Raw genomic sequence first — 12,841 nt, forward strand, 5'->3', positions numbered from 1 at the left:
AAAAAGCAGATGCGGCGAACTACCGCTGCTCTGCTTTTAATGGATTTGTTTTATATACTTTTACCTCTAAGTAATCGGATATGCCATCGCCGTCTGTGTCAGGGTTGTAAGCGTCTGTACCGATTTGTCGTTCTTCGCAGTCTGTCAGACCGTCACCGTCAGAATCTAGACAAGTTTCATCAGATGTATCCTGCTGATTATCAAAAAGTTTTTTCACTGGCAGGAAAAAATCCAGCTTTATGACGCTTTCAAGGACAGATGTTAAGTCTTGATCCTCTGTAAGGGAAACAATCGCCTTGTTTAATACGGAGAGGGTACCCCAGGCAAATGTTTGGGTGAAAACCTGTGTGTGTTCGACAGGTTCGGTTCCAACTGAAAACTCCTGCTCGAACGCTGTAATTTCCTGACCATTAATGATTACCGACTGAACAATTTTCACGGCAGTCTGGGTGGCATCTTTTATAATTTCTACTCCATTCGCTGCCTTTGCTAGGATGCTGGCATTTTCCCTATTTCTATCCTTCGTTTTGGCAGCTGCTTCAACACTTTGTTCTTGCAGAATAACGGCATTTCCCGATGTCTCAGATGTATGTTTTTGTGCAGTAGTAATGTTTGTATTCTGTATCGCTCTATTCACATGCTTTTCTTGATCAATCATTCCGTTCTGTTTTGTATCAATCATAGTTTCTGTTATTTGTTCCATATAGTCTGTTTGATTTTCCGTTACAAAAGATTGCTCTTGGTCTGTTCTGACAGTTGTCTCTTGGCTTTGCTTATCCCTTTTCGTTACCTTTAAAGATTGATTATAGTTTATCGCGATATCCTGCCCCTGTTCGGCCTTCACTTGATCTGCTTCTATAACCGTTTGCTTTTGTTCCGCTAGTACCTCTATAGCCTGTTCTTGCTTATAGGCGTTGCTTGCATGGGGTAAATGGTTATCTTTTTTATCAGGCTGACCTTTTCCTTCATCTACATCATTATCTTCCAAAATCAAAGCAGGCATGTCATTTGGTTCTGTCCCTTCCCCCTCTGATTCCGTATTTTCATTTGAGACAGGATCCTGAGATGATTCTTCAGACTCCTGTTCATTATTTGGTTCAGTCTGATCTGCGGAGCCAGTATCGTCAGCTTCTTGAGATACGACTTCCGTACTAGCGTTGTTATCCGCCTGTGTTCCGATTGAGGATTCTTTATTTTCTTCAGTTTGAGCTTTGTCTTCAATTTCCATTTCTTGATTTTCAGCATCACTGCCTTTAGCGGTGTCTGCGTTCATTTTTTCCTCGGAAGCAGTACTTTCATCCGTTTGTACTTCGGCTTCAGCAGCATTGGTTTTATCCGTTTTAGCTTCGGTATCAGTAGCAATATGATCATCCGTTTGAACTTCATCCCCTATTTCATCACTCACATCAGCATGATTTTCCGCTTCAACGCTTTCCGCTTCTGCCTTATCTATCTCCGGGGTCGTTTGCTCTTGAGACTTTTCAACCTTTAAAGCTTGTTCTTGTTCAATCCTGTCTGCTGTACCATCTGTGTCAACACTCTGTTTTTGCTCTACCTCAATTTCACTCTCCTGGATTTCTTCAACATTTTCATCAGATAAAAAATTGTCTGCTCCACTTACAGCATGAGCCCATGCTGATGTACTTCCAAAAAGCAGGAGCTGTATCATCAAAATGGTGATAAATAATCGCTTCAACACAGTTCCTATTCTCCTTTTTCTATAATGGGATTGTCCCTTCTTGATTGCCTTATCTATTAATTAAAACAGCTCCATCCAGCAAAACTAGATGGAGCTGAAGGGTCATGGATGGAATCGATTAACGTGCATTTTGACTTTGTACAATCGTAGAGTTGGAAGATTGGCTTTGGGTAATATTTCTTCCATTTGAAGTAGAGGATTGATTGCTCTCAACATCAGAGAATTGTCTTTGGCCTGCCAGTTCACCAGTTTGAGTCTGCTCTGAATAATTAGTAGAATCTTGAAGTGCTGATGTATTCTCGCCGGAAATAACCGCTTCCTGCGTGTTGGTATTTACAGACGTTTGGTCCTGTAAAGCAGCTTCTCCTGACTGTGATTGATTCGCTTCATCGTAGACGATTTGATCAAGGCTGATGTTGTCTCCAGTGACTACACCAGATTGGTCAGCGGTATTGTCAGAGCTTTGCGTTTGTCCACTGCCTGTATTTCCAGTCTGCGTTTGCGTTGTATCTGTTTCAACATCCTTTATAACATAGTTTTCATCACCATCTATAGAAGTATCTTGAGTAACAGAGTTTGAAGCAGTCTGGTCTTGAAAAGCTCCGATAGCTTCTGCTGTTTGATCTTGATTTGTGAAATGGTAGGAATATTGGTCTGCATCATTGTTTAAGCCAAGAACCTCTGATAATTGTTGTGTATAACCATTGGAATACTGTCCTTGATTAATTAATAAACCAAAAGCATCCTGGTTGTGACCAATGTAATTGTAAATATCCTGGTAGGACCAGTTGGAATTTCCATCCGTCACTTGAGTTTGGTTATTTGTCTGTTCTGATTCTTGGGTCTGGCCAATTAAACCGCCAAACAAGATGCGGCCATCTGCCGATTGTTGTTCGTCCGTGTCATTGTAAATTAGTTGGTCCTGCAGATTATCTTCTCCCGTTAAGTCTTGGGTTTGGCTGTTAGAATTGCTGGAGTCTTGTGATTGGCCGATTCCATTTCCGTATGCTTCTTTTATTTGGTCAATTTCATTGTTATTATCTTGATACTGAGAACTTGTATTGCCTGATGAGTCTTGTGATAGATTGCTATTGGTTACTGAATCCTGAGTTTGAGAAATAAAGTTACCAGATCCAGTTTGATTTTGTGTTTCGGTAACATCTGTCGTCTGTTCTTGGCTATTTTCATTACCATCAGCATTTTGGTTGAGGTTTGAAAAGCTGTTGGCTGTTTGTGATTGTCCAAGAAAGTAGCCGTTTGTATATTGAGTTTGTTCAGTCCAAAGAGCTAAACGCTGTTTTTGCTTCGCTTTTTTATCCCTTCCATCCTGCACTATAGATCCAGCATCGTCATTTTGATGGTTTTGTGTAATAGAAACTCCTGTACTGTTCTGATCCTGAGAAGTCATATTTGTGTAATCCTGCTCTGCGGCAAATGCTGAAGTGGTGCTAAACAAGGTTCCTGCGATCAACGTGGTGCCTACAATCTTTTTCATATTCAGTACGTTTTTTACATCCTTGAACATTTTATTCATTCTCCATCATACCTCCACGTTTTTTTTTGGAATTGCTTATCCACGTGTAGTATACGATTCGGCAGACAAGATTAGAAAATCGTAAATTCTGTCACTTTTCCATTAAAAAGAACATTTTCCTCACTTAATAGAGAATATTCTCCAATTCTCTCAATTGGATTATTTTTACAATTATTTATATTTTTTACAAGTCCTGAACTGTTATTTAGAATACCTTTACAAAACTAACAGTTAATTAACCTGATTGCTTATAGGAAGCATGAGAACCGTCCCTCTGCTCCCTATCATATTCGCTCGAAAATGTAATGGATATGTCACTTTTTCCACCTCTTCCAGTACTTACCAGGGTATTTGATATCATGTATAATAGATACGTGGTAATATATTCTATTTCCAAGGGGTTGGTAATATGGGTATTCACAAAGAAGATCTTCATATGCTTGTAGACCTTGTAGACGATAAGGATACAAAACTTGTATTTGACCTTATCAGTGCTGTAATTGGGAACTCAGAAAGAGAGATTGTGCTAGAGCCTTATCACACACCATCACCCGAAATAGAAGAAAAGATGTACACACCAATAAACCACAACATTGATAATGATGACCTCATTGATTGGGAAGATTCATGCTTGAATATGGTATGAAGCAGGAGGGTTTCCTGCTTCTTTTTTTGTAAGTTATTTAAATCTACTTCCGTTAGCTACGGGAATGAATCTAGTAATTTATTAACTCTCGTACATTTCACTTATGGTTTCTCTTGATTAGTCATTCAACCGATAAGGCCTGAGATTCTTTATTAAATCCATTTTTCCTAATAAACGGCATAACCCAATAATCTAGTCCAATTTTCGCTGCATTCGCACCAGCAATTAAAATAATAAGCTCTAATAATAACATTTGCGGATTGGTGCTAGTTGTACCAGAAAATAGATAAGAAAAGTTCATCATGACCCCCATCAACGCTGCAAATGAAGTGAACACTCCTAACAACAGAGCTATTCCTACAAGTAACTCTCCCCATGGAACTAAAACATTAAATAGTTCTACATTTGGTAAGGCAATATTTTCAATAAAAAATCCCCACCATCCTGGTACCGCTGGATGGTCGCCAGAAATTTTCGATAGGGCTCCCTGAAGAAATCCTGATGCATCAAATTTTCCTTCTGTAATCTTCCCTAGGCCAGCTGTCAGCCAGCTCCATCCAAGATATACTCGGATGATTGTTAATAAATAACTCATATAAGAGTTACCTTGTAAAACTTTACTAATCACTTTTTTCACCTCCTTAATCAATAATGATAATCTTTCTCAATAATGATATAAACAAATATTCAGAATTCAAATCCGCACTTTGGCCTATTTTTCAGGACTAGTTCATTTTGATGATATATTAATTGAATTTCTTTTATATGTACACTTCCCCGTTCGAAAATCATTCAGCCATGACTTACAAATAGAAAAAATAGATTGACTAGGATTGCTATTCCCTATTTTTACAAAATTATTATTTTTAGAATAATATTTCCTATTGATAATGATTATCATTGTCTGTTATTATAATAGTAATCTGAAAATTATTACAAAGGAGATTTACATATGAATAAAAAGAAAGCGTTAATTGGTGCATTTTTATCTACTGGTCTATTATTTGGCTGCTCTCCAAAGGAAGAAACGGCAACACAGCCTGAGGAGAAAGCTGCGACACCTGCTCCTAGTGAGTTAGATAATGTTTCTGCTGAATACAGAGAGTATGCTTTAGGAGAAATTGAACAATTTGTTCAGGCAACAGATGCTTTTACACAAGCAGTTATTGCCGGAAACATTGATCAAGCAAAGGAGTTATATGGTCCTTCACGCATGCATTATGAACGTGCGGAACCGATTGCTGAGGTATTCGGAGACCTTGACCCAAAAATTGATGCACGTGAAGGTGATGTTCCGGAAGCGGAGTGGACAGGATACCATCGGATTGAAAAAGGGCTTTGGGTAGAAAACACAACAGCAGGCTATGAACAATATGCAGAGCAGCTTATGAAGGATGTTACATTGCTGCGTGCCAAGGTTGAGACCGTTGACGTGACACCAGAACTGCTAGTAACTGGAGCTGTTGATCTATTAAACGAAGTTTCTACTTCAAAAGTAACCGGTGAGGAAGATCGCTACTCCCACACAGATTTATATGATTTTGCCGCAAACGTTCAAGGTGCTGAGAAAATCTATCAGCTGCTGGCACCGGCATTGAGTGAAAAAGATGCAGCACTAGCTAGCGAGATTGAAAAGCGGTTTGCAGATGTATACAGCTTACTCGATCAACATAAACAAGGCGAAAACTATAAACTATATACCGAATTAACGGAATCCGAAGTGAAGGATTTAAGCCTGGCGATTGATGCATTGGCTGAACCCCTTTCACAAATTGGGATTGTAACGGAGGCGTCTTAATTGGCAGAGACAGAGAAGGACACAACAATTTTTTCAAAAAAAGTATCCAGAAGAAATATGCTTAAAACAGCCGGCGCAAGCGGGTTCGGGGTACTTGTCGGTGCCTCGGGGCTTGGCGGATTCCTATCCTTAACTGAAGCTGCGGAAAAGGAACAGCAAACGATTGACAGTGTTCCGTTTTACGGAAATCATCAGGCAGGAATCACAACGGACGTGCAAAATCATCTTTATTTTGCCTCCTTAACCGTCACTACGGAAGATAGACAAGAGCTTATTCAATTATTTAAGGACTGGACAGTCGCCGCAGAGAAATTGACAAAAGGAGAACCGCTGGAGGAAACATCATCGAATACCTACATTCCTCCTAAGGATACCGGCGAAGCGGCAGGGCTTTCTGCATCCAACCTGACCATTACCTTCGGAGTTGGACCAAGCCTTTTTGTAAAAGACGGCAAAGACCGCTTTGGCCTGCAGTCAAAACAGCCGGCTGAATTACAAGAACTGCCGAAATTCCCTCTCGATGCATTGGAGGATGCCTGGAGCGGCGGCGATCTCTGTATCCAAGCCTGTGCCGATGACATTCAAGTAGCCTTTCATGCCGTGCGCAACCTTGTAAGGATTGCACGGGGAAAAGCGGTCATTCATTGGGCGCAAACCGGTTTCCAACGCTCAAAGCAGGCGGATGCAAAAAAGGAAACACCGCGAAATTTATTTGGTTTTAAAGACGGAACGATTAATCCGGATGTAAAAAAAGACAGTGAGATGAAGCAGCAGGTCTGGGTTCAACCCGGAGACGGTCCAGACTGGCTTGCGGGCGGAAGCTATATGGTGGTTCGCAGGATTCAAATGTATATCGAGGTGTGGGACCGGACGACACTGAGTGAGCAGGAGAAAACGTTTGGCCGTCACCGCGATTCTGGAGCACCAATCGGGATGAAGCATGAGCGTGACACCGCTGACCTTAAGGCGAAGGATGAGAATGGACAGCCGATCATACCAAAGGATTCTCACATGGCCTTGTCTCGCGGCGACGGCTCCCAGCATATTTTACGCCGGGCCTATTCCTATGAGGCCGGATTGGATCCACAAACAGGCAGCTTTGACGCTGGACTCTTGTTCATCTGCTTTCAGCGCAAACCAAGCAAACAATTCATCCCAATCCAAACCCGACTCGCCCAGAACGACAAACTAAACGAATACATCATCCACCGCGGCAGCGCCCTCTTCGCCTGCCTTCCAGGAACAAAACAAGGCGGCTACATCGGTGAAACACTATTTTCATAGAAGCAGAGGGACGGTTCTTTTGCTTCCAAATTCACGTAACGTACTAGAGAAGCAAGGGGACGGTTCTTTTGCTTCCAACGTAACTCGAAGCAGGAGAACCGTCCCCCTGCTTCATCTTTGTTAAAGGAGAAAAACATATATGATCTATAAAAAAATGCTGGGTATGCTGACGGCCTGTTTGATAGTGTTCCTTTGTTTAACGCCTGCATCGTTTGCTGCTGAGAAAAACTATGACAGTTTATTTGTTTATATCGGCGATAGTTTAATGAAGGCGAAAAGCGGAGATCAGGAAGCGATTGTTGAAAATATGGCCGGATTTGAATCAGAATGGAATGCTCTTAAGAATGATAGTGAGCAGGCCAAAGGGGTGGACGAACATCTTTTACAAGTAAAGAGTGCTTTACAAAAAGATGCGGGAATGGATGAGATTAGAGAAGAGCTCTCTTCCCTTTCTAGCTCCCTCGTCGCCTTTGATAAAGCGCAAAATCCTGTAAACAAAGGCAAGGATAAACAAAAGCTGCAGGAACTACTGCCGCTGATCGATGAAATGAAAGCTACAGTTTCTCAAGGTGATACTCAGAAGGCAAAAAGCCAATATAACGAGTTGTTGAATAAATGGGCAGAAGCTGAAACATTCGTTAGAGGAGAAAGCGTTGTTTCCTACGGCGAAATTGAAAAGTACCAAGCCTTTATCCGCATCGCGGTGACAAATGAGCCGTTGGATCAAGAAAGCGCTCAGTCAAACCTTGATGCACTCCAGGCTTCCATTGAGAATGTGATCGCAGGAAATGTGAAAAAAGCCGACAACGCTGCTGAATATTCATTGACAGATATTACACACCTTTTAGAAGAAAGCATTGAAGCTATTGAGGCAAACCAGCTAGATTCTGCGGTTACTCAATTAAATGACATATTAACCATTTGGCCGATGGTCGAAGGCGATGTATCAACTAGAGACAGCAAGCTGTACAGTGATATGGAGACGAAGGTCCCTGAGGCGATCAGCTTGTTAAGTTCGAAAAAGGTGCAGGTCGACGCGGCAAAGTCAATCCTCAATGACTTAAACGAGAGGCTCCTGCCTCTAACAAATGATACCAGCTACTCGACTTGGGATGCTGCCTTAATTCTATTACGTGAAGGCTTGGAAGCCCTGTTGATTGTTGTAACCTTGTTGTCCTTTTTAAAAAAGGTTAACCAACACGATAAGCAAAAATGGATTTGGATCGGCGTTGGCGTCGGATTAGCTGCAAGTGTAGTTTTATCTTTTATCATAAACATGGTCTTTTCACAATTAACCGCTGCTTCCAGTCGGGAATATATAGAAGGTATCATTGGAATCGTAGCGGTCGTGATGATGCTGACCGTTGGAGCATGGCTGCATAGTAAATCCAATATTCATGCCTGGAATCAATATATCGGCAGCCAAATGTATCAAGCGATTGCCACAGGACGACTGTTTTCCTTTGCCTTGATTAGCTTCTTCTCGATTTTCCGTGAAGGTGCCGAAACGATCATTTTCTATTCAGGCATGGCCCCGTATATGAGCTTGAAGCAAATGGTAAGCGGAATTGGTATTGCTCTGGCGATTTTAATCGTCATTGGATTTATTCTAATTCGCTACAGCGTGAAACTGCCAATTACCCTTTTCTTTAAAATTGCAACAGTCATGATCTACGTTTTGGCATTTAAAATTTTAGGTGTCAGCATCCATGCGCTGCAGGTTTCACAGGTACTACCAACCCATTCCATTGGATCACCGTTTATTGAATGGATCGGCCTGTATCCAACACTTGAAACCACATTGCCGCAGATTGTGTTTGTAGCACTGATTTTGTTGACTACCGTTTGGGTAAAGAAGAGAAATAACGCGGCTGCAGCAGCATGACTCCGATTCAGATATGTTCGCAGTAATAAAGGGATTTTTTCTTACTTCGAGATGGTAAAGCTACACCTTCTGTTTTGTCAAAAAAAAAAACTCGCCACAATTGAACTGCACCTAAATTGTTAGACACAAAACTAACAATTTAGGTGCAGTTTTTATATGGCTAAATTTACATTTGAAGATAATTTATGGGCAGTAAAAGAATATGAAAAAGGAATCCTGTCTTATAGGGATATTGCTAAAAAACTTGGTACTGTTCACTTTCAATAAAGTATCCTTAGAAGACCGAAAAGTATCCTTCACATTCCTCATAGACTCTCCTCTTTCCAAGGGAAGCAAAGGGTCGTTCTCTTGCTTCCTTTTTGCTGGTCATTGCTAGATTTATTATTAGGATAAAACAATTAGTAGTCATTAGCTGTTTATATTTATTATCTATTTCTATAGTCAATAAGTATATTCATATAGTTTCTCAGTCCTATTTTCATATTCTGCAAACAGTTCTAAATTCCTGCTAATTGAGAAAATAAAATGAAGAATGCGCGGCGGGCACGGTTCTACTAAGTCTATTTAACCCATCTAACACAGAACCTTCCTCTGCACCTAAAAGGTAAATTTCTGCTTGAACGAAAAAAGAAGCATGAGACTAGTGTCTATGCTTCTCCTAATTCAGCTTCCCATTCTTTTTGTTTTTTAAGTTTGCGTTTATAGACAACCTTTGATAGGTTCACGCTGATTTCATAGAGAAATAGCAGTGGGACTGCCACAAGGAAATCTGACATGAAATCCGGTGGTGAAATAACTATGGCGATGATGATCAATAGGAAATAAGCATATTTCCTGATTTTTTGAAGGACATATGGATTGACGATACCCAAGGAAGTTAGAAACATGAGTACAACCGGCAATTCAAACAGTACTCCGAATGGGATGGTCGTTGTCATGATAAATCGGAAATATTTTTCCGCGGTAAAATTGGTCACCATCATACTGCCGCCAAGTTCAATTAGAAAGTTCATTACTGTTGGAAAAATGACAAAATATCCAAAACACAGCCCGATGAGAAACAGAATAAAGAGGGCTGGAATGTAGGCCAGCGTGACTTTGACTTCATTTGGTTTAAGGGCGGGTTTAATAAACGCCCATATTTGATAAGCCAAAACCGGAATGGTGCCAGCAATTGCGACGACAGTGGCAATCATGAAATAGACCCAAAGAATATCACTCGGTCCCAGCACAATCAGTTTGACATCCAGATCATTGGTCATCCATTGATAGACGTCTTCCACGTAAATAAATCCAACAACAAACATAATAATAAAAGCAGCAACTATTTTAATAAGCCTCGATCTTAATTCATCAAGGTGATCAATTACATTTAACTCTTTCTCTTTCATCATACATCCCCAATTGTTCATTGATTTAGTAGAAATGGCCTTTGGCATACTATAAGCAAGCCCCTTCAAATCTTAAAAGTTAGTAAAAGTAAAAGCCAAAGCCATTCAAAAGTCCTTCGTGTAACCAGCTATTTTAAAAAAGGTGTAAGATCCCTTACACCTGGTGGTTTTCAATATTATTTAGTCGCTTTTTTTGCATCATCGATTTCATCCACTACGTCGCGTGTCAGCTCACGAGTAGATTTCTTAAATTCACCTAATGTTTGTCCAACCGCACGGCCAAGTTCAGGCAGCTTCTTTGGTCCAAATATGATAAGTGCCAATACGATGATAAGGATTAACCCCGGTACACCAATATTTGTTAGCATTGTGTGCATCTCCCTATTATTCTTTTTTAATTTAAAACTATTATAATACACCAAATTACAAATAGCTAAAATTACTTAAAGTCTTAATGAAAACTTCACAAACCCTTAATGTAAATACTCCCAATCAATTATTCCTCTTTACAAAACGAAAATATATTAAAGCAGAGGGACGGTTCTTCTGCTTCTTTTTCTGTTTATATCGAGAATAAAATAAGTTCCGTGTTTTGCTGAAAAGGCACCACTTTTTTAGATTCTAAAAGAAAAAGTGTAAGATACACTCCCGCTTTGGGTCGAATGAGTTTTAGGAAGCAAAAGAACCGTCCCTTCGCTTCATATTTTCTACCATATTGCGGAATAATAAGCAAAAACTGATGAAAAGTGGGGCGTTTATGAAGAAAGCATTGATTTTTTTACTTTTAACAGTAATTTTGTCTATTCCAACACAGGCATATGCAGAACGCGGGATCCCGATTCTCGTTTATCATTGGATTGATGAATACAATGGAACCGGGCAGAAGGAATTATATGTAACACCAAAGAATTTTGAGGAGCAGATGAAGTATTTGCGTGATCATGGTTACACATTATTAACCTTTGAACAATGGATAGATCGAAATAAAGTGAATAAACCCATCTTTATTACCTTTGATGATGGATATAAGGATAATTTAAATGCCTTTCAAATTTTAAAAAAGCTGCAAACGCGAAAGTTTAAACCAGCAGCTACCATCTTTGTAATTTCGGAATTCATTGGCGGAATCGGGCGATTAACATCCGCGGATATAAAAATGCTAACGGAATCGGGACTCATCTCCATTCAATCCCATACGGCTACACATCCGGATTTGACGAAAAGAGAGAAACTGGAATTTGAACTCGGCGAATCAAAAGAAGAAATTGAAAACATAACCGGCAAACCAGTAATCGCCCTGGCATATCCGTATGGTAGTTTCAATTCCACTGTAGTGGAAGAAGCAAAGAAATACTATCAATTCGGACTTACCACAACACCCGGTCCATACAAAGAACAAAACATGAAAAACGAACTCTACCTCCTGCCACGAACCTATGTCAAATACTCAACAACCATTGAAGAATTTGCCAAGATTGTGGAGTAGGAAACGCAGGGACGGTTCTTTTGCTTCCATTTTGCCTTTTGGAAGCAAAAGAACCGTCCCTCCGCTTTTTCTAGCTAATCCATATATATTTTTTTCTAAATCATGTAATCAATATGAATATATGTTCATATTATATCTCCAAAAGTTGTATTAAGGCAAAAAGTGAGATGAGGGGAAAAAGTGATGGCTAATTCAAATAAATTGAACTTGTTTGAAGGGAAGATTGGTGATTTTATTCGGATCACACATATGGAGATTGAAGGAGTTATGCGAAGAAGGCTTCTTGATTTAGGCTTTATTCCCGGGGCAATAGTCGAGGTTCTGAAGAAAAGCCCTTTGGGTGACCCTGTGGCCTATCGGGTAAGCCAAACGTCCATTGCTTTACGAAAGGAAGAAAGTATAAAAATTGAAGGCGAGTTGATTGAGCCATGACTACCTTCCGTATTGCACTTGCAGGTAACCCTAATACGGGCAAAAGCACAATATTTAACCTGCTAACAGGTTTAAAACAGCATACTGGAAATTGGGCCGGGAAAACAGTTGATTTGAAAACGGGAAGCTTTTCTTTTAAAAATAAGCAATTTGAAATGATTGATCTGCCAGGAACTTATTCTTTATTTTCCAATTCAAAGGACGAAGAAATTGCGCGTGATTACATTATCTTTGAAAAACCCGATGTGACATTGGTCGTTTTGGATGCCACTGCCCTGCAAAGGAATTTAAACTTAGCCTTACAGGTGATGGAAATGACCGATCGCCTCATCATTTGTATTAACCTGATTGATGAAGCTGAAAAGTTAGGAATCAAAATTAATGATAAATTGCTGATGAGACGTCTAGGAGTTCCAGTCATTAAGATTTCGGCTCGAAATAAAACAGGGATTCCCATGCTGCTTGATACGATTGACCGAGTTGTAACTGGCGCGATCCAATGTACTCCTTTTCAAATGACCTACAATGAAGAAACGGAACAAAAAATCAGTCTTCTTTTACCGGTCGTAAAAAAGCTTGCCGGAGAGGAATTTCCCGTAAGATGGCTGGCACTGCGGCTTTTGGATGGGGATAAACATCTTTTACAACAAATTGAAAACAGAATAACCATAACGGAGGTGTGAGGA

Annotated in this window: 12 protein-coding genes; 7 read left to right on the forward strand and 5 right to left on the reverse strand. The window is 40.1% G+C overall.

Annotated elements, in window-relative coordinates; genetic code table 11:
- Positions 1–19 precede the first annotated feature (19 nt).
- Together R4Z09_RS26730 and R4Z09_RS26735 are read right to left on the reverse strand one after the other, a co-directional pair.
- Complete coding sequence (locus R4Z09_RS26730) at positions 20–1,699, reverse strand: hypothetical protein (protein ID WP_338449705.1); 1,680 nt, start codon at positions 1,697–1,699, stop codon at positions 20–22.
- Positions 1,700–1,817: 118 nt separating this feature from the next.
- Entirely contained in the window at positions 1,818–3,170 is a 1,353-nt protein-coding gene (locus R4Z09_RS26735; RefSeq protein ID WP_338449706.1) for a hypothetical protein, read from the reverse strand.
- Between the two features lie 472 nt (positions 3,171–3,642).
- Between R4Z09_RS26735 and R4Z09_RS26740 the strand changes: the two genes are divergently transcribed.
- Positions 3,643–3,879, forward strand: a complete 237-nt coding sequence (locus tag R4Z09_RS26740; protein ID WP_338449707.1) for a hypothetical protein — start codon at positions 3,643–3,645, stop codon at positions 3,877–3,879.
- 121 nt (positions 3,880–4,000) lie between these two features.
- Here the strand turns inward: R4Z09_RS26740 and R4Z09_RS26745 are convergent, their stop codons facing one another.
- Positions 4,001–4,474 carry a DoxX family protein gene (locus R4Z09_RS26745; protein WP_422392320.1) on the reverse strand — a complete coding sequence of 158 codons (474 nt, stop codon included), beginning with the start codon at positions 4,472–4,474 and terminating at the stop codon, positions 4,001–4,003.
- Between the two features lie 357 nt (positions 4,475–4,831).
- On the opposite strand from R4Z09_RS26745, the gene efeO reads away from it, so the two are divergent.
- From efeO to R4Z09_RS26760, 3 genes are all read left to right on the forward strand, one after another.
- On the forward strand, positions 4,832–5,677 hold the full coding sequence (efeO, locus tag R4Z09_RS26750; protein ID WP_338449709.1) for an iron uptake system protein EfeO: 846 nt from the start codon (positions 4,832–4,834) through the stop codon (positions 5,675–5,677).
- On the forward strand, positions 5,678–6,961 hold the full coding sequence (efeB, locus tag R4Z09_RS26755; protein WP_338449710.1) for an iron uptake transporter deferrochelatase/peroxidase subunit: 1,284 nt from the start codon (positions 5,678–5,680) through the stop codon (positions 6,959–6,961).
- 139 nt (positions 6,962–7,100) lie between these two features.
- Positions 7,101–8,846: an FTR1 family protein gene (locus R4Z09_RS26760; protein ID WP_338449711.1), complete on the forward strand. Its 1,746-nt coding sequence runs from the start codon at positions 7,101–7,103 to the stop codon at positions 8,844–8,846.
- A 647-nt stretch (positions 8,847–9,493) separates the two neighbouring features.
- Here R4Z09_RS26760 and tatC read toward each other — a convergent pair.
- Both tatC and tatA read right to left on the reverse strand, forming a co-directional pair.
- Positions 9,494–10,237: a twin-arginine translocase subunit TatC gene (gene tatC, locus R4Z09_RS26765; protein WP_338453364.1), complete on the reverse strand. Its 744-nt coding sequence runs from the start codon at positions 10,235–10,237 to the stop codon at positions 9,494–9,496.
- Between the two features lie 176 nt (positions 10,238–10,413).
- Positions 10,414–10,605, reverse strand: a complete 192-nt coding sequence (gene tatA, locus R4Z09_RS26770; protein WP_338449712.1) for a twin-arginine translocase TatA/TatE family subunit — start codon at positions 10,603–10,605, stop codon at positions 10,414–10,416.
- Positions 10,606–10,994: 389 nt separating this feature from the next.
- On the opposite strand from tatA, the gene R4Z09_RS26775 reads away from it, so the two are divergent.
- The 3 genes from R4Z09_RS26775 to R4Z09_RS26785 all read left to right on the forward strand — a co-directional run bounded on the left by R4Z09_RS26775 (position 10,995) and on the right by R4Z09_RS26785 (position 12,838).
- Complete coding sequence (locus tag R4Z09_RS26775; RefSeq protein WP_338449713.1) at positions 10,995–11,723, forward strand: polysaccharide deacetylase family protein; 729 nt, start codon at positions 10,995–10,997, stop codon at positions 11,721–11,723.
- A gap of 183 nt (positions 11,724–11,906) precedes the next feature.
- Positions 11,907–12,155 (forward strand): FeoA family protein, encoded by a 249-nt coding sequence (locus R4Z09_RS26780; RefSeq protein WP_338449714.1) that lies wholly within the window; start codon positions 11,907–11,909, stop codon positions 12,153–12,155.
- The gene (locus tag R4Z09_RS26785) at positions 12,152–12,838 is read left to right on the forward strand and encodes a FeoB small GTPase domain-containing protein (RefSeq protein ID WP_338449715.1); all 687 of its coding nucleotides are present in this window, start codon (positions 12,152–12,154) and stop codon (positions 12,836–12,838) included. Before R4Z09_RS26780 ends, R4Z09_RS26785 begins: the two co-directional genes overlap by 4 nt.
- Positions 12,839–12,841 lie beyond the last annotated feature (3 nt).

This window comes from Niallia oryzisoli, from assembly GCF_036670025.1.
Classification (GTDB): domain Bacteria; phylum Bacillota; class Bacilli; order Bacillales; family Cytobacillaceae; genus Bacillus_BD; species Bacillus_BD oryzisoli.